This is a genomic window from Streptomyces phyllanthi, assembly GCF_009377205.1.
Lineage (GTDB): Bacteria > Actinomycetota > Actinomycetes > Streptomycetales > Streptomycetaceae > Streptomyces > Streptomyces phyllanthi.
Genome location: NZ_VJZE01000123.1, coordinates 1 through 21,365, shown reverse-complemented (window position 1 = coordinate 21,365; position 21,365 = coordinate 1). Strand labels below are relative to the sequence as shown.

Here is a 21,365-nt window from a genome sequence, read left to right as displayed (position 1 = left end):
GTGCCGTGGTGGGCGGAAGGTTCGGTGGATGCGGGGGTGCCGTGGCCGGCCGCAGGCCCGGCGGATGCCGAGGGCTCACCGCCGCCCGCAGACCCGGTGGCCACAGGGGACTCACCGCCGCCCGCATGCCCGGAGGGCCCGACAATCCCGTGGCCGGCCGCAGGCCCGGCGGATGCCGAGGGCTCACTGTCGGCCGCAGACCCGGTGACCGCAGGGGGCACGCCGTCAGCCGCAGACCCGGAGGCCGCACGGGACTCACCGCCGCCCGCATGCCCGGAGGGCCCGACAATCCCGTGGCCGGCCGCAGGCCCGGCGGATGCCGGGGGCTCGCTGTCGGCCGCAGGCCCGGTGACCGCAGGGGGCTCGCTGTCGGCCGCAGACTCGGTGGCCGCGCGCTCGCCTGTGCCCTCGGGCCCGGTGGGCACGACAGGTCCGTGATCGGCGGCAGGCCCGGTGGAGGCGGCAGTTCCCCGGTCGCTCGGAGACTCGGTGTGCGCCGAGGACGCGCCGTCGCCCTCCGGCCCGGTGGGCGCGGGCGGGCGCCGGTCGCTCGAGGGCTCGGTGGTCGCAGGGGACTCGCCATCGCCCGCAGGCCCCATGGGCTCCGGAGTCCGGTGGTCGCTCGGAGACCCGGTGGGTGCCGAGGGCTCTCGGTCGGGCTCTTCCTCGCTGGGCGTCGGGGTGGCGTCGGCCGGGACGGTGGGGGCCGGTCGGTCGTCGGCCGGTGTCGTACCGGGGTGTGCGGGGTCGGCCGGCGGCCCCGCAGGGCGCTCGGTCGCCTTGTCGCTGCCGGACCGCGGCTGCCCGCTCCCGCCGCTCTCGTCCACGATGTCCCCTCGTTCGAAGCGTCTTCCGCGCCCGGTCCCGCCGGGCGGAAGGGTCTGTGGTCGATGCTATGCGGTCGTCGGGACTCGTTCCGCCCCGGCACCCCCTCCCGGGGTCCCGCGCCGTCGTGCGAGGCGCCCGCGCGCCGTGCGGGGCGAGTCCACCACCACCGCCGGTGCGCACCGGGGGTACGTCACTGTCAGTGGCGGGCCGTATGGTCTGGGGTCATGGAAACCAGCACCGACGGCACCCGCACCGAGGGCTCCGGCGCCGACCCGGCGGCGGACACCGGTGCCGTGGTCGCCGTGCCTCCGGCGTCGCTCTCGCCCTCCCGCGCCAGCGACTTCATGCAGTGCCCCCTCCTCTACCGGTTCCGGGTGATCGACAAGCTCCCCGAGAAGCCGAGCGAGGCGGCCACGCGCGGCACTCTGGTGCACGCGGTGCTGGAGCGGCTCTTCGACGCGCCCGCGACCGAGCGCACGGCACCGCGCGCCAAGGCGCTGATCCCCGGCCAGTGGGACCGGCTGCGCGAGACGCGGCCGGAGGTGGTGGACCTGTTCGCGGATGACCCCGAGGGCGAGCGGCTGTCCCGCTGGCTCACGGAGGCCGAGCAGCTCGTGGAGCGCTGGTTCACCCTGGAGGACCCCACGCGGCTGGAGCCGGCCGAGCGCGAGCTGTTCGTGGAGGCCGAGCTGGACTCGGGGCTCAGACTGCGGGGCATCATCGACCGCGTCGACGTCGCGCCCACGGGCGAGGTCCGGATCGTCGACTACAAGACGGGCAAGGCTCCGAAGCCGCAGTACGCCGAGGGCGCGCTGTTCCAGATGAAGTTCTACGCCCTGGTGGTGTGGCGCCTGAAGCAGGTCGTCCCGCGCCGGCTCCAGCTGGTCTACCTCGGCAGCGGGGACGTGCTGACCTACGACCCGGTCCTCGCTGATCTGGAGCGGGTCGAGCGCAAGCTGCTCGCCCTGTGGGACGCCATCCGCACGGCCACGGAGACGGGTGTCTGGCGGCCCCGGCCGACCAGGCTGTGCGGTTGGTGCGACCACCAGGCGGTGTGTCCGGAATTCGGCGGTACTCCCCCGCCGTATCCGCTGCCGGTCAGGTCGCCCGAGTCGGGCGGCGGGGCGCAGGGCAGAATGGGCCCGGACTAGCGAAGGAGACTTACGTGGCCATCCGCGTCCTACTGGTCGACGACCAGCCGCTCTTGCGTACCGGCTTCCGGATGATCCTGGAGGCGGAGCAGGACATCGCGGTCGTCGGGGAGGCCGGTGACGGACTGCAGGCACTCGACCAGGTGCGTGCGCTCCAGCCTGATGTGGTTCTGATGGACATCCGCATGCCGCGCATGGACGGGGTGGAGGCGACCCGGCAGATCACCGGGCCCGGTCGGGACGGTCCGGCGAAGGTGCTGGTGCTGACGACGTTCGATCTCGACGAGTACGTGGTGGAGGCGCTGCGCGCCGGTGCCAGCGGTTTCCTGCTCAAGGACGCGCCGGCGAACGAGCTGGTGCAGGCGATCCGTGTGGTGGCCGCCGGTGAGGCGATGCTCGCGCCGAGCATCACGCGCCGGCTCCTCGACAAGTACGCCACGCATCTGCCGTCCGGCGACGAACCGGTGCCGGACGTCCTGCACACGCTCACCGACCGCGAGGTCGAGGTGCTGAAGCTGGTGGCCCGCGGGCTGTCGAACGCGGAGATCGCGGCGGACCTGTTCGTCAGCGAGACCACGGTCAAGACGCACGTGGGCCATGTCCTGACCAAGTTGGGGCTGCGTGACCGTGTGCAGGCCGCGGTGTACGCGTACGAGAGCGGGCTGGTGCGCCCCGGCGCGCAGCAGTAGCGGCACACTCCACCGGCCTGGGAGTACGAGACCGAGGGCGCCCTTCGACGTGAGGGGCGCCCTCGGTGTTCGTACGGTCCGCGTACCGCCGGGCGTCAGTCCTTGCTGATCTCCCAGAAGCGGAACACGGTCGAGGCGTCGAGGCAGTACTCCAGGCCGTACACGGCGTCACGGACGACCGCGTACTGCTTGGCCTGCCAGATGGGGATGACCGGGACGTCCTCGGCGACGATGTTCTGGAGCTGGGCGTACTCCTGCTCGGTCGCGGCGCGCTCGGTCTCGGCGGCGGTCTTCGGCAGCAGGGTGCCGGTGATCGTCTTGTTGGTGTAGTTGTTGCCGAGCACGTTGCCCTCGCCGAAGAACGGGCTCGTGAAGTTGTCGGGGTCCGGGTAGTCGGGCACCCAGCCCTTCACGTACACGCCGTACTTGCCCGCGGCTATGTCCTTCTCGTACTGCGCGAAGGGCACGGACTTCACGGTCGCGTCGAACAGCCCGCTGTCGTTGAGCTGCTTGGCGATCGCCTTGAACTCCTGGTCGGTGGAGGGGCCGTAGCGCGAGGGCGTCGACCAGAGGGTCAGTTCGACCTTGCCCGTGATGCCCTCGGCGCGCAGGGCCGCCTCCGCCTTTTCCTTGGACGGGCGGGCTCCGTAGGTGTCGAAGAAGGCCGTGTTGTGGCCCGTGATACCGGCCGGAATGATTGAGTACAGCGGCTGGGCCGTGCCCTGGTAGACCTCGTCGACGAGGGCCTCGCGGTCGAGGAGATAGGCGATGGCCTCGCGGACGCCGAGCTTGCCCGCCACCGGGTCGTCCATGTTGAAGACGAGGTGCTGCACCTCGGCGCCGGTGCCGTCGACGAGGTCGATGGTGCTCTGGGTGGAGCTGTCCGCCTCGATGTCAGCGATGTCACCGGCACTGAGGCCGCGGTAGGCGACATCGATGTCGTCGTCCCGCAGAGCCTTCTTCAGGGCGGCCTGGTCCCCGTGGAAGAACTTCAGGGTCACACCGGTGTTGTTCACGTCGGCGTTGCCCTTGTAGTTCTCGTTGACCGAGAAGACGGCCTCGTCCTCACTGAACGAGTCGAGCTTGTACGGGCCGGAGCCGACGGCCTCGCCGTCCTTGCGCAGCCCGTCGGCGTCGTACGACCGGTGGTTGACGATCGCGCCGGCTCCGGAGGCGATCTTGCTCGGGAAGGTGGCGTCGGCGACCTTGAGCTTGAAGACGACGGTCTTCTCGTCCGGTGTCTCGACCTTGTCGAGCATGGGGAACATGACCGCGGGGCCGTCGGCGTCGTTGATCTTCAGCATGCGGTCGAAGGAGTACTTGACGTCCTCGGAGGTGAGGGAGTCACCGTTGCTGAACTTCAGGCCGTCCCTGAGTTCGCACTCGTAGACCTTGGTCTCCGTGCCGCTGAAGGCGCACTCCTCGGCGGCATCGGGTTCGGGTTCCGTGCCCCCGTTGGGGAAGCTCAGCAGCGACTGGAAGACGTTGTTGAAGAGCAGCCAGGATCCTGGGTCGTAGCCGGACGCGGGGTCGGTGGCCAGCACGTCGTCGGACATCCCCATCACGACGGCGGATCCACCGTCGGAGGAGTCGCCCGTGCCCGAGCCGCAGCCGGTGAGCAGGCCGACGGCCAGTCCTGTGGTGATGGACAGGACCGGGAATGGGTTACGCATGTTCACTTACGGATGCCTTGTGTTGTCGGTTGACAGGACCTCCGGGCTCGGCGGAGTCCGGAGTGGGGGGAGGGAGTCCGGAGCGGACGGGTTGCGTCCGGTCAGCCGCTCACACCGCGGCTGAGCTCCCACAGCTGGAGCGTCGAGGAGGAGTTGAGCGCGTACTCGGAGCCCGTGATGTCGTCGCGCGCGGCGACGTACTGGTTGCCCTGCCACAGCGGCAGGACCGGTACGTCGTCGGCGACGATGTCCTGGATGGCGGTGAGGCTCCTTGTCGCGTTGACCCGGTCGGCCTCGCGGCGGGACTCGGGGAGCAGCGTGTTCCGGATCTTCTCGTTCTCGTACGGGGAGCGCAGGAAGTTGTCCTTGTCGAGGAACGGGGCGAGGTAGTTGTCGGCGTCTGGGAAGTCCGGGAACCAGCCCATGCCGTAGACCGCGTACTCGCCCTTGCGTTCGGCGGGTTGGAACGTGGACCAGGGCGTGCCCTTGATGTCGACGTCGAACAGGCCGCTGCCGTTGAGCTGCTTCCGGAGCTGCTCGAACTCCGGTGCGGTGCCGGGGCCGTAGTGGTCGGTCGTGTAGTTCAGGGTCAGCTTCACCGGGGTGGTGACGCCGGCCTTGGCGAGGGTCGACTTCGCCTTGGCCGTGCTTGGTTCGCCGTACTTGTTGAGGAACGAGTTGGAGTGGCCGGTGATGTTGGCCGGTACGAGTGAGAACAGCGGTTCCGCGCGCGTGCCGTACACCTGGGAGACGAGGGCGTCACGGTCGATGATCTGGGCCATGGCCTGGCGGACTGCCTTGGCTTCGACCGGCGACGCCTCGGTGTTGAAGGCCAGGTAGCGGATCTCCAGGCCGGCCGTCTCGACGAGGTCGACGTCCGTGTCGGAGGACTTCGCGAGCCTGTCGATCTGTTGTGGTGTCAGGGTGCGGGTCATCAGGTCGATGTCGCCCTTGTCGAGGGCGGTGCCCATGGCGTCGGCGTCGTCGAAGGAACGCAGCTCGACCCTGTCGTTCTTCGGCTCCAACAGGCCCTTGTAGGTGGGGTTCCTGGTGAAGACGGCCTTGACGAGCCGGTCGTCCTTCACCTCGGCCTTCAGGGTGTACGGCCCGGAGCCGTCGACCTCGAACCCGTCGCGCAGCCTGTTCCCGTCGTAGTCGGCGGAGTTGACGATGCCGGCGACGGGAGTGGACAGCTTGAACGGGAGGGTGGCGTCGGGGCCGTTGAGGTGGAAGATCACCTCGCGGTCGCCCTTGGTCTCCACGAGCTGGATCGTCGACAGCAGCCCGCGCACACCGCTGTCGGCCTTGAGGGAGCGCGCCCGGTCGATGGAGAACTTCACGTCCTTGGCGGTGATCGGGTCGCCGTCGGCGAACTCCAGCCCCTGGCGGAGCGTGCAGGCGTAGCGCTCGTTGCCGGTGTCGGTGAAGCGGCAGCTCTCCGCGGCCTCGGGCTGCGGGGCGCCCTCGCCGCGTGGCTGGACCATGAGGGTCTGCACGGTCTGGCGCAGAACGTTCCAGGTGTCGACGTCGTACGCGTAGGCCGGGTCGAGGGGTGCGGGGGCGGCGCTGGAGGCGGTGAACCGGTCGGTGGTGCCTACGACGATCGGGTCGCCGTCCCTCCCGCCGTCGGAGCCGCCACAGGCGGCCAGCACGGGGGCGAACAGGCCGATGACGGCGGGCAGCACCAGAGTTTTGCGGTTCATGCTCGTGTTTCTCCAGAGCTGTTTATCCACGGGCTCGACGGCTGGGGTGTGCGGGCGGGTCGCGGGGTACGGCGATCTTCTCGCGACGACATTAGTCCGAACCACGAGAGAGGCTCACCCTCACCGGAGTTGAGATCCCATCACGCTGCGAAACCGACTGTGAACACACTGAACAGACAGTCAGTGGAATCATCGGTGCAGGTTGCGCGAATGGGGACACAAGGGTGCGCCGTTCGTCCCAGAACGGGCGGAGGGCGCACCTCCGAGCACTCTTGTTGAGCCTTTGACGGGTGGTGAAGCTCACATCATCAAAGGGGGTGGCGGGTATCGAAATTCAGCCAGATCACGGGTGAACCGAATTCCTCTCGCCAAGATCGCCGAGCTCGCTTTTTTTCTCAACACCCTTTCGAATAAGCACGCTGGGTGAACGGTCCTTGCATTTCCGTGGTCAGACCGCCAGCAGCCCACGGAGAAAAGGGAGATCCACTTCCTCCAGCGAGCTGACGACCGTGCGCCGGGCGGCGGGGGCGATGGGCGACACCGAGGGGACCGCGACCACATGACAGCCGGCGGCCTCCGCGGCCGCGACACCGGTCGCCGTGTCCTCGATGACCGCGCATCTGACCGGATCCGCGTTCAGCCCGGCCGCCGCCAGCAGATACGGGTCGGGGTGCGGCTTGGTCCGCTCCACCTCGTCGCCCGCCACGGTCAGCGCGAAGTGCTGCGGGCCGAGCGAGGTCAGGACGCGGTCGATGATGCGCCGGTGGGAGGCGGACACCAGGGCGGTGGGAACACCGTGCGCGGCCAGTTCGGCGAGGAGCCTGGTGGCGCCCGGCATCAGGGGCAGAGTGCGCCCGATACGGCCCTCGAACCCGTCGTTGAGCAGCACCGTGAGCTCAGCGAGGGTGATGTCCGCGCCGGTGGCCTCGATGAGGAAGCCGGCACTGCGGGTCATGGGGCCGCCCACCACGACATGGCGCCAGGAGTCGTCGAGCGTGTGTCCGAGGCCCGCGAAGACCTCGACCTCGACGTCCCACCAGAATCCCTCGGTGTCCACCAGGGTTCCGTCCATGTCGAGGAGCACGGCCTGCAGTGCTGAGCCTTCGGCCGTCTGGGTACCGAGCGCGGGGACCGTTGTCGTCATCCGGCGCACCTCCTTGTGGGACGAGCAGGCCGGTTCCCGGATGGGGAACCGGCCTGCGGTGGACCGACCAGTGTACGACGCCGTTCGACGAAGCGCCTGGTTTGGCCTCTGGGGAGGTGGAGAGGCGCGCTGCGCCCGGATGGGTACCGGACTAGCGCGCGTTGAAGTACTTGGCCTCCGGGTGGTGGATGACGATCGCGTCGGTGGACTGCTCGGGGTGGAGCTGGAACTCCTCGGAGAGCCGGACCCCGATCCGCTCCGGCTGGAGCAGCTCGGCGATCTTGGCGCGGTCCTCCAGGTCCGGGCAGGCGCCGTAGCCGAGGGAGAAACGGGCCCCCCGGTACTTGAGGTCGAACATGTCCTCGATCGCCGCCGGGTCCTCCCCCGCGAAACCGAGCTCGGCGCGCACGCGCGCGTGCCAGTACTCGGCCAGGGCCTCGGCCAGCTGCACGGACAGACCGTGCAGTTCGAGGTAGTCGCGGTAGGCGTTGGCCTCGAAGAGCTTGGCGGTCTCCTCGCCGATCCGCGAACCCACGGTGACGACCTGCAGGCCCACGACGTCGGTCTCGCCGGACTCCTCCGGGCGGAAGAAGTCGGCCAGACACAGCCGGCGGCCCCGGCGCTGGCGCGGGAACGTGAACCGGGTGCGCTCGTTGCCCTGTTCGTCCAGCAGGATCAGGTCGTCGTCCTTGGACACGCACGGGAAGTAGCCGTAGACCACGGCCGCTTCCAGCAGGTTGTCGGTCTGGAGCCGGTCCAGCAGCCCGCGCAGCCGCGGGCGGCCGTCGGTCTCGACGAGCTCCTCGTACGACGGTCCGTCACCCGTTCGCACCTGCTTGAGGCCCCACTGGCCCTTGAACAGCGCGCCTTCGTCCAGCCAGGACGCGTACTCCTTCAGCTGGATGCCCTTGATGACCCGGGTGCCCCAGAACGGCGGCTCGGGGACCGGGTTGTCGGTCGCCACGTCCGAGCGGACGTGGCCCTCCTCGGGGTGCTCCTCGACCACCGTCTGCGCGGTGGCCCTGACCCGGCGCTGCTTGAGCTCCGGCAGCTTCGCTCCGGGCACGCCCCGCTTGACGCCGATCAGCGCGTCCATCAGCCGCAGGCCCTCGAACGCGTCCCGGGCGTACCGTACTTCGCCCTGGTAGATCTCGTGCAGGTCCTGCTCGACGTACGCCCTGGTCAGCGCGGCGCCGCCGAGGATCACCGGGAAGTCGGCGGCCAGGCCGCGCTGGTTGAGCTCCTCCAGGTTCTCCTTCATGATCACCGTGGACTTCACCAGCAGCCCGGACATGCCGATGACGTCGGCGCGGTGCTCCTCGGCGGCCTCCAGGATCGCCGAGACCGGCTGCTTGATGCCCAGGTTGACGACGTTGTAGCCGTTGTTGGACAGGATGATGTCGACCAGGTTCTTGCCGATGTCGTGCACGTCGCCGCGCACGGTGGCCAGCACGATGGTGCCCTTGCCCTCCGCGTCGGACTTCTCCATGTGCGGCTCGAGATGTGCCACGGCGGCCTTCATGACCTCGGCGGACTGGAGGACGAACGGCAGCTGCATCTGGCCGGAGCCGAACAGCTCGCCGACGACCTTCATGCCGTCCAGCAGGGTCTCGTTGACGATGTCCAGGGCCGGACGGGTCTGCAGGGCCTCGTCGAGGTCGGCCTCCAGGCCGTTGCGCTCGCCGTCGATGATGCGCCGCTTCAGACGCTCCTCCAGCGGCAGCGCGGCCAGTTCCTCGGCCCTGCCCGCCTTCAGGGACTTGGCGGTGGCGCCCTCGAACAGCGCCATCAGCTTCTGCAGCGGGTCGTAGCCCTCGGTGCGCCGGTCGTGGATCAGGTCGAGGGCGGTGGTGACCTGCTCCTCGTCGAAGCGGGCGATCGGCAGGATCTTGGACGCGTGCACGATCGCCGAGTCCAGGCCGGCCTTGACGCACTCGTCCAGGAACACCGAGTTCAGCAGGATCCGGGCGGCCGGGTTCAGGCCGAAGGAGATGTTCGACAGGCCCAGTGTGGTCTGTACGTCCGGGTGGCGGCGCTTGAGCTCGCGGATCGCCTCGATGGTGGCGATGCCGTCCTTGCGGGACTCCTCCTGGCCCGTGCAGATGGTGAAGGTCAGGGTGTCGATGAGGATGTCCGACTCGTGGATGCCCCAGTTGCCGGTCAGGTCGGCGATCAGCCGTTCGGCGATCTCGACCTTCTTCTCGGGGGTGCGGGCCTGGCCCTCCTCGTCGATGGTCAGCGCGATCAGCGCGGCACCGTGCTCGCGCGCGAGCTTCGTGACCTTCGCGAAGCGGGACTCGGGACCGTCGCCGTCCTCGTAGTTGACGGAGTTGATCACCGCGCGGCCGCCGAGCTTCTCCAGCCCGGCCCTGATGACCTCGACCTCGGTGGAGTCCAGGACGATCGGCAGCGTGGAGGCGGTGGCGAAACGGCCGGCCAGCTCCTCCATGTCGGCCACGCCGTCACGGCCGACGTAGTCCACGCAGAGGTCGAGCATGTGCGCGCCCTCACGGATCTGCTCGCGCGCCATCTCCACGCAGTCGTCCCAGCGGCCCTCCAGCATGGCCTCGCGGAACTTCTTGGAGCCGTTGGCGTTGGTGCGCTCGCCGATCGCCAGGTAGGCCGTGTCCTGCCGGAAGGGGACGGTCTGGTAGAGCGAGGCGGCGCCGGGCTCGGGGCGCGGGTCGCGCTCGGTGGGCGTGAGGTCGCGGACGCGCTCGACGACCTGGCGCAGGTGCTCGGGGGTGGTGCCGCAGCAGCCGCCGATCAGGGAGAGGCCGTACTCCCGGACGAAGTTCTCCTGCGCGTCCGCCAGACCCTCCGGGCCGAGCGGGAAGTGGGCACCGTCCTTGGTCAGCACCGGCAGGCCCGCGTTCGGCATGCAGAGCAGCGGGATACGGGAGTGGCGGGCCAGATAGCGGAGGTGCTCGCTCATCTCCGCCGGGCCCGTCGAGCAGTTCAGGCCGATCATGTCGATGCCCAGCGGCTCCAGCGCGGTCAGTGCCGCACCGATCTCCGAGCCCAGCAGCATCGTGCCGGTCGTCTCGAACGCCATCGAGCACACCAGGGGCACCCGGACGCCGGTCGCGTCCATGGCGCGGTGGGCGCCCAGGATCGATGCCTTGGTCTGGAGCAGATCCTGCGTGGTCTCCACGATCAGGGCGTCCGCGCCACCGGCGAGCAGACCCTCCGCGTTGATCTGGAAGCCGTCGCGGATCGTCGTGTACGAGACATGGCCCAGTGTCGGCAGCTTGGTACCCGGGCCGATCGAGCCCAGCACCCACCGCTGCCGGCCGTCGCGGGCGACGTACTCGTCCGCCACCTCGCGTGCGATCCGCGCGCCTGCCTCGGACAGCTCGTGGACGCGGTCGGAGATGTCGTACTCGGCCATCGCCGCGTGGTTCGCCCCGAACGTGTTCGTCTCCACGCAGTCCACACCCACCGCGAAGTACGCCTCGTGCACCGAGCGCACGATGTCCGGGCGGGTGACGTTCAGGATCTCGTTGCAGCCCTCCAGCTGCTGGAAGTCCTCCAGCGTCGGCTCCTGGGCCTGGAGCATCGTGCCCATCGCGCCGTCGGCGACCACGACGCGCGTGGCCAGGGCGTGGCGGAGTGCCTCTGATCGGGTCCGGCTGTCGGAAGCGGCGGACGTAGGGGACGAATTCGGCGACGAGGCCATAAAGGTGCTCCCTGGAGTGCGACGGCTGTCGGCTTTGCGGCTTCCCGTGGAAGACGCACCCGGCAAGGGTAGCCCGGCACGGCCGCGGTCGGTCAGGGCGTCCACGGGACGGACGGGCCCGACATCCCCGCGAACATGCGGTTTACTCCCACTTGCTCCGACGGCCCACCCCGGCGTACTTCGACGGCGCGGGTGACCTCACCAGGGCCGTCCGGGGTTCCTCGGGCGAAAAGGTGGCGACCGCCATTGGCGGCGGCTCGGTGGCGACGGGTAGTGTTCGACATTGCCGAACGGTGTCAGCGGAGTCGCGCACCGACGGTCGAAGGGGACGGAGGCAGGACGGCGATGGCACGGAACATCCAGTCGCTCGAACGGGCGGCCGCGATGCTGCGGCTGCTCGCGGGTGGCGAGCGTCGGCTCGGCCTCTCGGACATCGCCTCGTCGCTGGGTCTCGCCAAGGGCACGGCCCACGGCATACTGCGCACCCTCCAGCACGAGGGTTTCGTGGAACAGGACGAGGCCTCCGGGCGCTACCAGCTGGGCGCGGAGCTGCTGCGCCTGGGCACCACGTATCTCGACGTGCACGAACTGCGGGCCCGCGCCCTGGTGTGGACCGACGACCTGGCCCGCTCCAGCGGGGAGAGCGTCTACCTGGGAGTGCTGCACCAGCAGGGCGTACTGATCGTGCACCATGTCTTCCGGCCCGACGACAGCCGCCAGGTCCTGGAGATCGGGGCCATGCAGCCGCTGCACTCGACGGCGCTGGGCAAGGTGCTGTCGGCGTACGACCCGGTGGCGCACAGCGAGGTCCTGGAGGGCCACCGGAAGGCGTTCACGGACCGGACCGTCTGCGAGCTGGACGCGTTCGAGTCCGTCCTGGACATCACGCGCGCGCGTGGCTACGCGGCCGACGTCGAGGAGACGTGGGAGGGCGTCGCGTCCCTCGCCGCCCCCATCCACGACCGGCGCCGCATGCCGGTGGGCGCGGTCGGTATCACCGGCGCCGTGGAGCGGGTCCGCCGGGACGGTGAGCTGCGGCCCGAGCTGATCGCGGCGGTACGGGACTGCGCCCGCGCCGTGTCCCGGGACCTGGGCGCCGCGCGGTTCTGACCGCCGTGCGGGGACGGGTGCTCCGTATGCCCCTGCTTCCTCGCGCTCACGAGTGAACCTCGGGCCCACAAGCGCTCCCCCGTGCTCCCGGGACGCGGCGCCTCCTCACCGTACCCGCGGGTGTGCGCGCCCCGCACCCGTCCGGACGCGCGCAGCTACCGTCGGCTGGGCGACGACCGGCATCGCCCCATGGCCGATCCCATTTTCGATACCCGAACCCTTGACGCGCGTGTGACACCGGGGCAAGACTCCCGTCCATCGGTCGGCATTGTCGAACACCTACCGGCAATCAGCGCTAGAGTGTGGCAACGCCAGGGCCGGCATCGCTCTCACCCCCGAGGGCGCGGACCACCGGAGGGACCCGGGGTTCGCCTTCCCCTGGACGAAGGACAAAGGAGTCGCGGGTGTCCAGCTCCGACATCTTCATCGGCGAGACCATCGGTACCGCCATACTCATCCTGCTCGGTGGCGGCGTGTGCGCCGCCGTGACGCTGAAGGCCTCCAAGGCGCGTAACGCCGGCTGGCTCGCCATCACCTTCGGGTGGGGTTTCGCCGTTCTGACGGCGGTCTACACCTCGGCGCCGCTGTCGGGCGCCCATCTGAACCCGGCCGTGACCCTCGCCATCGCGGTCAAGGACGGCGACTGGAGCAACGTTCCGATCTACTGGGCGGGCCAGATGCTGGGCGCCATGATCGGTGCGGCCCTGGTCTGGGTCGCGTACCTGGGCCAGTTCCACGCGCACCTCACCGACCGCGAGATCGTCGGGGGTCCGGGCGCGCAGGCCACCAAGGCCAAGGCCGTCGAGGCGCAGGAGACCGGCGCCGGTCCCGTGCTCGGCATCTTCTCCACCGGCCCCGAGGTCCGTAACGCGGCCCAGAACCTGGCCACCGAGATCATCGGCACCGTCGTCCTCGTCCTCGCGGTCCTCACCCAGGGCCTGAACGACAGCGGCAAGGGCCTCGGCACCCTGGGCGCCCTGGTCACCGCCCTGGTGGTCGTGTCCATCGGCCTCTCGCTCGGTGGCCCGACCGGCTACGCGATCAACCCGGCCCGCGACCTGGGTCCGCGCATCGTGCACACCCTGCTGCCGCTGCCCAACAAGGGCGGCTCGGACTGGGCCTACGCCTGGGTCCCGGTGGTCGGTCCGCTGATCGGCGGCGCGATCGCTGCGGGCATCTACAACGTCGCCTTTGCTTGAGAGCACCACGCCGCCGGCATCGCTGACAGCATTCCACTCAGCAGCATCGCGCCGTACCGACAGCCCTTCGCCCCCTTGAGTTTCAGGAGCACACAGTGACCGACGCCCACGCCGGCCCGTTCATCGCCGCCATCGACCAGGGCACCACCTCCAGCCGCTGCATCGTGTTCGACCGGGACGGCCGTATCGTCTCCGTCGACCAGAAGGAGCACGAGCAGATCTTCCCGAAGCCGGGCTGGGTCGAGCACAACGCCGTCGAGATCTGGACCAACGTCCAGGAGGTCGTCGCCGGGGCCATCGAGAAGGCCGGGATCACCCGCGACGACATCAAGGCCATCGGCATCACCAACCAGCGCGAGACGACGCTGCTGTGGGACAGGAACACCGGTGAGCCCGTCCACAACGCCATCGTCTGGCAGGACACCCGCACCGACGCGCTCTGCAAGGAGCTCGGCCGCAACGTCGGCCAGGACCGCTTCCGCCGCGAGACCGGTCTCCCCCTCGCCTCCTACTTCGCCGGCCCGAAGGCCCGCTGGCTGCTGGACAACGTCGAGGGCCTGCGCGAGCGCGCCGAGGCCGGCGACATCCTGTTCGGCACGATGGACAGCTGGGTCATCTGGAACCTGACCGGCGGTGTCAACGGCGGCCACCACGTCACCGACGTCACCAACGCCTCCCGCACCCTGCTGATGAACCTCCACACCATGGAGTGGGACGACAAGATCTGCGCCTCCATCGGCGTGCCGATGCAGATGCTGCCCGAGATCCGCTCCTCCGCCGAGGTGTACGGCGAGATCACCGGCGGCAAGCTGGGCGACCTGCTCGGCGGCATCCCGGTCGCCTCCGCGCTCGGCGACCAGCAGGCGGCCCTGTTCGGCCAGACCTGTTTCGCGGAGGGCGAGGCGAAGTCCACGTACGGCACCGGCACCTTCATGCTGATGAACACCGGTGAGAAGATCATCAACTCGTACAGCGGGCTGCTGACCACCGTGGGCTACCGGATCGGCGACGACAAGCCGGTCTACGCCCTGGAGGGCTCGATCGCCGTCACCGGTTCGCTGGTGCAGTGGATGCGCGACCAGATGGGCCTGATCTCCACCGCCGCCGAGATCGAGACGCTGGCGCTCACGGTCGAGGACAACGGCGGCGCGTACTTCGTGCCGGCCTTCTCCGGCCTGTTCGCCCCGTACTGGCGCTCCGACGCCCGCGGTGTGATCGCCGGTCTCACCCGGTACGTCACCAAGGCGCACCTGGCGCGTGCCGTCCTGGAGGCCACGGCCTGGCAGACCCGTGAGATCACCGACGCCATGACGAAGGACTCCGGCGTCGAGCTCTCCGCGCTCAAGGTCGACGGCGGCATGACCTCCAACAACCTGCTGATGCAGACCCTCTCGGACTTCCTGGACGCCCCCGTGGTGCGCCCGATGGTCGCCGAGACCACCTGCCTCGGCGCCGCCTACGCCGCCGGTCTCGCCGTCGGCTTCTGGAACAGCACCGACGACCTGCGCCGCAACTGGCGCCGGGCCGCCGAGTGGACCCCCCGCATGGACGCGGAGCTCCGCGACCGTGAGTACAAGAACTGGCTCAAGGCCGTCGAGCGGACCATGGGCTGGCTCGCCGACGACGCCGACGAGAGCTGATGAGGAGCAAGAACCCGCAATGACCAGTCAGTCCACCCTGCAGACCCTGCCCGCCCTGGGGAAGCGACCGGCCTCCGGCGCGAACCCGAGCCGCGCCCAGACCCGTGAGCAGCTCGCCGGGGCGGCGTACGACCTCCTCGTCATCGGCGGCGGCATCCTGGGCATCTCCACCGCCTGGCATGCCGCGCAGTCCGGGCTCAGGGTGGCGCTGGTCGACGCCGGCGACTTCGCCGGCGCCACGTCCTCCGCCTCCTCCAAGCTGCTCCACGGCGGTCTGCGGTATCTGCAGACCGGCGCGGTGCGGCTGGTGGCGGAGAACCACTTCGAGCGCCGTGCGGTCTCCCGCCAGGTGGCCCCCCATCTGGCGAATCCGCTCACGTTCTACCTCCCCGTGTACAAGGGCGGGCCGCACGGCGCGGCGAAGCTCGGGGCGGGCGTGTTCGCCTACTCCGCGCTGTCGGCGTTCGGCGACGGCGTGGGCCATCTGCTGAGCCCGGCGAAGGCGGCCCAGGACGTGCCCGAGCTGCGCACCGAGAACCTCAGGGCCGTGGCCGTGTACGGCGACGACCAGATGAACGACTCCCGGATGGCGCTGATGACGGTCCGCGCGGCCGTCGACTCGGGCGCCGTAGTCCTGAACCACGCCGAGGTCACGGGTCTGCGCTTCACTCGCGGCCGGGTCACGGGCGCGGACCTCAGGGACCGCCTGTCCGGCGACGAGTTCGGGGTGAACGCGCGGCTCGTGCTGAACGCGACGGGCCCGTGGGTCGACCACCTGCGCCGGATGGAGAACCCGGACGCGGCGCCCTCCATCCGCCTGTCCAAGGGCGCGCACCTGGTGCTCAAGCGCACCTCCCCGTGGAAGGCCGCGCTGGCCACCCCCATCGACAAGTACCGCATCACCTTCGCCCTCCCCTGGGAGGACATGCTGCTGCTCGGCACCACGGACGAGGAGTACGTGGGCGAGCCGGGCGAGGTCGCGGTCACCGAGAAGGACATCGCCCAGATACTCGACGAGGCCGCCTTCTCGATCCGGGACCAGCAGCTCTCGCGCGACCTGATGACGTACGCGTTCGCCGGTCTGCGGGTACTGCCCGGCGGCCCCGGCGACACGTCGAAGGCCAAGCGGGAGACGGTCGTCACGGAGGGCCGGGGCGGGATGCTGTCCGTCGCGGGCGGCAAGTGGACCACCTTCCGGCACATCGGCCGTACGGTGATGAAGAAGCTGGAGGCCCTGCCGGGCCGGCCGCTCGGTGAGGACTTCGAACCGATCGCCTCCCTCCCGAAGAGGCTGCCGCTGCCGGGTGTCGCCAACCCGCGTGCGGTCGCCCACCGGCTTCTGGTCGACCGCCCGGCGCCCGGCCCGCGTATGGCACCGGACACGGCCCGGCACCTGGCCACGCACTACGGCTCGCTCGCCTTCGACATCGCCCGCCTCGCCAACGACGATCCCGCGCTCGGCGAGCGCGTCCACCCGGACGCGCCCGAGATCTGGGCCCAGGTCGTCTACGCCCGGGACAACGAGTGGGCACAGACGCCCGACGACGTACTGCGCCGCCGTACGACGCTGACGATCCGGGGTCTCGACACGGACGACGTCCGCGGCAAGGTGCGGGACCTGCTCGACAAGGAGTAGGCGGCTGCGGTGGGGTGAGGGGCGGTTCCCGCGGGGGGCCGCCCCTCCGGCGTTTCGACCGGTCCTTGGGGTGTGGGCCACCATGTCACCGGGGCGTCGTGTGGACGCGGACCGTGTTCCAGCCCGGGCTGATCCCGCTGGACGCGTACGGCAGGGCCGGGCTCGCGGCCGTCGAGACGGAGCTTTCCGCGCTGTTCGTGACGGCCTCGCTCCGCGGTCTGGTCGCGGGCGGGACGCTCGTCGTGGACGGGGCCGGCGCCGATGAACTCGTCGACCAGGAAAGGCCGTTGCCGACCGGCGGCTACGATCCGCACCGCGGGGGTCGTGGTCCGGGGCGTCGGGCGCGGGGCGGTCGTCGCGCTCGAGGTCCTGCGTCTGCTGACGGAGGAGTATCCCGTTCTGCCTGCTCAGGCCTCATAATGACCTGAGACCTCGGATGTCTGAGCAACGGGGAGGACCGCCATGGCAGTCACCGATGAGGCGATCGAGAAGATCAAGGGAATGATCGTCTCCGGCGCGCTGCGCCCCGGCGACCGCCTGCCCAAGGAGAGCGAGCTCGCCTCGGAACTCGGGCTGTCCCGCAACTCCCTGCGGGAGGCGGTGCGCGCCCTGTCGCTGATCCGGATCCTGGATGTACGGCAGGGCGACGGCACGTATGTGACCAGCCTGGATCCGCAGCTGCTGCTGGAGGCGCTGAGCTTCGTCGTCGACTTCCACCGCGACGACACGGTGCTGGAGTTCCTCGCGGTGCGGCGCATTCTGGAGCCGGCGGCCACGGCGATGGCGGCGTCCCGTATCAGTGAGCAGCAACTGGACGCGTTGTCCGCTCAGTTGGAGAAGCTCGGCGAGGAGCCGTCGGTGGAGGAGCTCGTCGCCTGCGACCTGGACTTCCACCGGGGCATCGTGCAGAGCTCCGGGAACTCGGTGCTCTGCTCCCTGCTGGACGGCCTCTCGGGCCCCACGACCCGGGCCCGTATATGGCGGGGCCTGACCCAGGAGGACGCGGTCAGCCGCACCCTGCACGAGCACCGCATGATTCTGGGCGCCCTCCGGGACCGCGACGCGGAGGCGGCCCGCTCCTGGGCGATGGTCCACATCGCGTCGGTGGAGCAGTGGCTGCGCTCGTCCCTGTGAACCACCGGTGGCGGCTCTTTCGACTCCGGCTCCGGGGTGTTCCGGGGTGGTGAACGGGGCAGTGATCCGTTCACTCCCCCGTGCAAGGGGGCTGCGGGCGCCCCCGTCGCACGCCGTAAGGTTGGGACGTACACGAGGGCACGTCGGAAGGAGGCACTGGGTGATCGAGCTCGAGGGGGTTCCCGAGCTGATCGACCCGGTCATGGTGGCCGCGTTCGAGGGCTGGAACGATGCCGGCGACGCCGCCTCCACCGCGGTCGCGCATCTCGACAGGGAATGGAAGGGCGACGTGTTCGCGGCGCTGGACGCCGAGGACTACTACGACTTCCAGGTCAACCGCCCCACGGTGTGGCTGGACGCCGGTGTCCGCAAGATCACCTGGCCGACGACGAGGCTGTCGGTGGTCAGGGTGGGCGGCGAGAAGCCCCGGGACCTGGTGCTGGTCCGCGGCATCGAGCCGTCCATGCGGTGGCGCTCGTTCTGCAACGAGCTGCTCGGCTTCGCCCACGAGCTGGGTGTGGAGCTCGTGGTCATCCTGGGCGCCCTGCTGGGCGACACCCCGCACACGCGCCCGGTCCCGGTCAGCGGGGTCACCTCCGACCCGGACCTGGCCCGGCGGATGGACCTGGAGGAGACCAAGTACGAGGGCCCCACGGGCATCGTGGGCATCCTCCAGGAGGCGTGCACGCACGCGGGCGTCCCGGCCGTCTCGCTGTGGGCGGCGGTCCCGCACTATGTGTCGCAGCCGCCCAACCCGAAGGCGACACTGGCCCTCCTGAACCGTCTGGAGGACCTGCTCGACATGCGTATCCCCCTGGGCGAGCTGCCCGAGGACGCACGCGCGTGGCAGGTCGGCGTGGACCAGCTGGCCGCCGAGGACAGCGAGGTCGCCGAGTACGTGCAGACGCTGGAGGAGGCCCGGGACACCGCCGAACTGCCGGAGGCGTCGGGCGAGGCGATCGCCCGTGAGTTCGAGCGCTATCTGCGCAGACGGGACCTCAAGGGGCCCGCCGGCCCGCCGGGTCCGGCAGCGGGTGGGCACGCCACGGCGGACGGCACCGACAGCGCCTCGTACCTGCGGGACAACCCCGGCGGACGGACGCGCCCGCCGAAGCCGCAGGGGCCGGGGGGCGACGAGGAGGACTCGTCGGAGGACTGAGAGCCGAGAGGGGCGGTGCGTCGCACCGCCCCTCTGCTGTGTTCGCCCCCGTCGGCGTCAACGGTCCACGGCGACCACGGCGTATGTCGTGTCCGGCGTCGGTGTCGTGGTGAACCGGGCGTTGGGCAGGTAGAGCCTCCCCTTGTACGCGGCCGCGGTCGTCGGCACGTCGAGGTCCGGGTCCGTGACGCGCTTGTGGAAGACGCCGCTGGTGCCGTCCGCGGCGAGCGTGAACACGTCGATCGCGTTCTGCCGGTTCTGGACCACGTACAGCGTCCGCCCGGTCAGCAGCAGTCCGTCGCCGTTGGTGAGCGGGGCGGCGTCGCCGAGGTCGACCCTCCGGGTGACCCCGGTCCTCGGGTCGACGCGGTGGAGCCCGCCGACCCCGGACTGCACGACCAGGAGCGCCTTGCCGTCCGGGGTGCGCGTGATGCCGTTGGCGTTCACGACCTCGCCGGGCGTCTGGCTCCAGTCCCCGCTCAGGGTGATCCGTACGATGTCGTCCGCGGCCGGCAGCGCGCCGCGCCGGCCGAGCGGCAGGGCGTAGAGCGCGGGCTGGAACGAGTCGGTGAACCAGGCCGCGCGCGGGGTCAGGAACACGTCGTTGGCGAAGGTCGGGGTGGCGGTGGTCAGCGTGTACGAGGCGAGGATCGCTCCCGTACGGGCGTCCACGACGCGGGCGCCCTGACCGCGCCCGGCGACGAACAGCCGCCCGCGGTCGTCGAGTTTGAGGCCCACCGACGGCGTGCCGGGCCCGGTCGAGATGACGCGGCCCTCTCCGGTGCGCAGATCGGCGCGGTAGATCGAACCGTCACCGAGCGACCCGAGGTAGGCGTACGGGCCGCCGCCGATCGTGATGCCCTCCGGGCGGAAGCCGTTGGGCAGGGGTATCACGGTGGGCCAGGTCCGCGCCGAGCGGGCAGCCGCGTGGGCCGGTGACCCGAGGAGCGCGGCCCCGGCGGTCACCGCTCCGGCGGTGAGCAGTCCGCGCCGGCTGAGGTGGTGTGCGAGGGCAGAGTGCGGGGGTGAGGGTGCCACTACGCGTCCTTCCGCGAGGGGACCGGCAGTTGGCCGGTCCTTCGGTCAACTGACGCTGACACCTCATCACAGGAACACCGTCACCGCAGCAACATCGGTTGCCCGACAGGCACTTGACAGGGTTCGGGGAAAACGGTGGGGCGCTTCCCCGTTGCTACCGGGGGAAGCGCCCCACTCCACCGCGCTGGAGGATCGTTACGTCACCGCAGGGCCGTTACGTCACAGCGCCACACCCAGCAGCGCGTCCACCGCCCGTGAGACGACGCCGGGCGCGCCCTCGTCCGTACCGCCCTGCTCCTTCTGCACTGCGGCCCAGCGGTCGACAGCGGCGAGCGCCGACGGGGCGTCCAGGTCGTTCGCGAGGGCCTCGCGCATCTCCTCGACGAGCGCCTCTGCGGGCGGGCCGTCGGGCCGCGACACGGCGGCGCGCCAGCGGTCGAGCCGGGCCACGGCGTCCGCGAGGACCTGGTCGGTCCACTCCCAGTCGGCCCGGTAGTGGTGGGCGAGCAGCGCGAGCCGTATGGCCGCGGGGTCGACGCCGTCGCGCCGCAGCGCGGACACGAAGACGAGGTTGCCCTTCGACTTCGACATCTTCTCGCCGTCGAGGGCGACCATCCCGGCGTGGACGTACGCCTTGGCCATGGGGAACTCGCCGGTCAGCGCCTGGGCGTGCGAGGCGCCCATCTCGTGGTGGGGAAAGGCCAGATCCGATCCCCCGCCCTGCACGTCGAAGCCCATGCCGAGGTGGTCGAGGGCGATGGCGACGCACTCGATGTGCCACCCGGGGCGGCCGCGGCCGAGCGAACCGCCGTCCCAGCTGGGCTCCCCCTCCCGCGCGGCCATCCAGAGCATCGGGTCGAGCGGGTTCTTCTTGCCCGGGCGGTCCGGGTCGCCGCCGCGCTCGGCGGACAGCAGGCGCATCGCGGCGGCGTCCAGGTTGGACACCTTGCCGAAGTTCGGGTCGGATCCGATGGAGAAGTAGATGTCGCCCTCGAGCTCGTACGCGGCGCCGGCGTCGCGCAGGCGTTCGACGAGCGGGACGATTCCGGGTATCGCCTCCACGGCGCCGATGTAGTGCCGCGGGGGCAGCATCCGCAGGGCGGTCATGTCCTCGCGGAAGAGGGAGGTCTCCTTCTCGGCGAGGGCCACCCAGTCGACGCCGTCGCGCTGCGCTCGCTCCAGCAGGGGGTCGTCGACGTCGGTCACGTTCTGGACGTAGTGAACCTGCCGCTTGGTGTCGAGCCACACGCGCTGAACGAGGTCGAACGCGTTGTAGGTCGCCGCGTGACCCATGTGGGTCGCGTCGTAGGGGGTGATCCCACAGACGTAGAGACGGGCGACGGGGCCGGGGTCCAGGGTTACCAGACCGTCGGTCGCGGTGTCGTGGATCTGGAGGTCGCGGCCCTTGCCGGGCAGGGCGGGGACCTCAGAAGCGGGCCAGGCATGCATGTCATGAGCGTAACCGGGCCGAAGTTCCACATACGAACGGGATGGCCTGGAAGGCGGCCTTGCGGTGACCCTCCGGGTGTGCGGGGTGGGGTGGGGGTGCCCTTTTCGTGGGGCTGTGCGGTGGGTTTGTGCC

At 70.3% G+C, this 21,365-nt stretch carries 14 protein-coding genes and 1 pseudogene; 9 read left to right on the top strand and 6 right to left on the bottom strand.

Annotated features, from left to right (window positions below; genetic code table 11):
• Nucleotides 1-1,052 precede the first annotated feature (1,052 nt).
• Nucleotides 1,053-1,979, top strand: coding sequence for a RecB family exonuclease (locus FNH04_RS19185; RefSeq protein ID WP_152785847.1), 927 nt, complete (start codon nt 1,053-1,055; stop codon nt 1,977-1,979).
• A 14-nt stretch (nt 1,980-1,993) separates the two neighbouring features.
• The gene (locus tag FNH04_RS19180) at nt 1,994-2,668 is read left to right on the top strand and encodes a response regulator transcription factor (protein ID WP_322723297.1); all 675 of its coding nucleotides are present in this window, start codon (nt 1,994-1,996) and stop codon (nt 2,666-2,668) included.
• 95 nt (nt 2,669-2,763) lie between these two features.
• On the opposite strand, the gene FNH04_RS19175 is transcribed toward FNH04_RS19180, so the two are convergent.
• From FNH04_RS19175 to metH, 4 genes are all read right to left on the bottom strand, one after another.
• Nucleotides 2,764-4,341, bottom strand: a complete 1,578-nt coding sequence (locus tag FNH04_RS19175) for an ABC transporter substrate-binding protein (RefSeq protein ID WP_152785845.1) — start codon at nt 4,339-4,341, stop codon at nt 2,764-2,766.
• A gap of 101 nt (nt 4,342-4,442) precedes the next feature.
• Nucleotides 4,443-6,044 (bottom strand): ABC transporter substrate-binding protein, encoded by a 1,602-nt coding sequence (locus tag FNH04_RS19170; protein ID WP_152785843.1) that lies wholly within the window; start codon nt 6,042-6,044, stop codon nt 4,443-4,445.
• A 448-nt stretch (nt 6,045-6,492) separates the two neighbouring features.
• On the bottom strand, nt 6,493-7,188 hold the full coding sequence (locus FNH04_RS19165) for an HAD family hydrolase (RefSeq protein ID WP_152785841.1): 696 nt from the start codon (nt 7,186-7,188) through the stop codon (nt 6,493-6,495).
• A gap of 151 nt (nt 7,189-7,339) precedes the next feature.
• Nucleotides 7,340-10,867 (bottom strand): methionine synthase, encoded by a 3,528-nt coding sequence (gene metH, locus FNH04_RS19160; RefSeq protein WP_152785839.1) that lies wholly within the window; start codon nt 10,865-10,867, stop codon nt 7,340-7,342.
• Between the two features lie 345 nt (nt 10,868-11,212).
• Here metH and FNH04_RS19155 point away from each other — a divergent pair, with 345 nt between their 5' ends.
• From FNH04_RS19155 to FNH04_RS19125, 7 genes and pseudogenes are all read left to right on the top strand, one after another.
• Nucleotides 11,213-11,977, top strand: a complete 765-nt coding sequence (locus FNH04_RS19155; RefSeq protein ID WP_152785837.1) for an IclR family transcriptional regulator — start codon at nt 11,213-11,215, stop codon at nt 11,975-11,977.
• Between the two features lie 404 nt (nt 11,978-12,381).
• Nucleotides 12,382-13,176: an MIP/aquaporin family protein gene (locus tag FNH04_RS19150; RefSeq protein ID WP_322723295.1), complete on the top strand. Its 795-nt coding sequence runs from the start codon at nt 12,382-12,384 to the stop codon at nt 13,174-13,176.
• 95 nt (nt 13,177-13,271) lie between these two features.
• Nucleotides 13,272-14,816 (top strand): glycerol kinase GlpK, encoded by a 1,545-nt coding sequence (gene glpK / locus FNH04_RS19145; RefSeq protein WP_322723294.1) that lies wholly within the window; start codon nt 13,272-13,274, stop codon nt 14,814-14,816.
• Nucleotides 14,817-14,835: 19 nt separating this feature from the next.
• Nucleotides 14,836-16,452 (top strand): glycerol-3-phosphate dehydrogenase/oxidase, encoded by a 1,617-nt coding sequence (locus FNH04_RS19140; RefSeq protein ID WP_152785835.1) that lies wholly within the window; start codon nt 14,836-14,838, stop codon nt 16,450-16,452.
• A gap of 74 nt (nt 16,453-16,526) precedes the next feature.
• A pseudogene (locus tag FNH04_RS47745) lies at nt 16,527-16,872 on the top strand (purine-nucleoside phosphorylase); the annotation flags it as partial.
• Between the two features lie 42 nt (nt 16,873-16,914).
• Nucleotides 16,915-17,586 carry a FadR/GntR family transcriptional regulator gene (locus FNH04_RS19130; RefSeq protein WP_152785833.1) on the top strand — a complete coding sequence of 224 codons (672 nt, stop codon included), beginning with the start codon at nt 16,915-16,917 and terminating at the stop codon, nt 17,584-17,586.
• A 160-nt stretch (nt 17,587-17,746) separates the two neighbouring features.
• Nucleotides 17,747-18,745: a PAC2 family protein gene (locus FNH04_RS19125; RefSeq protein WP_322723293.1), complete on the top strand. Its 999-nt coding sequence runs from the start codon at nt 17,747-17,749 to the stop codon at nt 18,743-18,745.
• A 57-nt stretch (nt 18,746-18,802) separates the two neighbouring features.
• Here the strand turns inward: FNH04_RS19125 and FNH04_RS19120 are convergent, their stop codons facing one another.
• Both FNH04_RS19120 and mshC read right to left on the bottom strand, forming a co-directional pair.
• A complete protein-coding gene (locus tag FNH04_RS19120) occupies nt 18,803-19,783 on the bottom strand; it encodes an SMP-30/gluconolactonase/LRE family protein (RefSeq protein WP_322723292.1) in 981 nt (326 codons plus the stop codon).
• Between the two features lie 219 nt (nt 19,784-20,002).
• The gene (mshC, locus tag FNH04_RS19115; protein ID WP_152785831.1) at nt 20,003-21,232 is read right to left on the bottom strand and encodes a cysteine--1-D-myo-inosityl 2-amino-2-deoxy-alpha-D-glucopyranoside ligase; all 1,230 of its coding nucleotides are present in this window, start codon (nt 21,230-21,232) and stop codon (nt 20,003-20,005) included.
• Between the last annotated feature and the right edge of the window lie 133 nt (nt 21,233-21,365).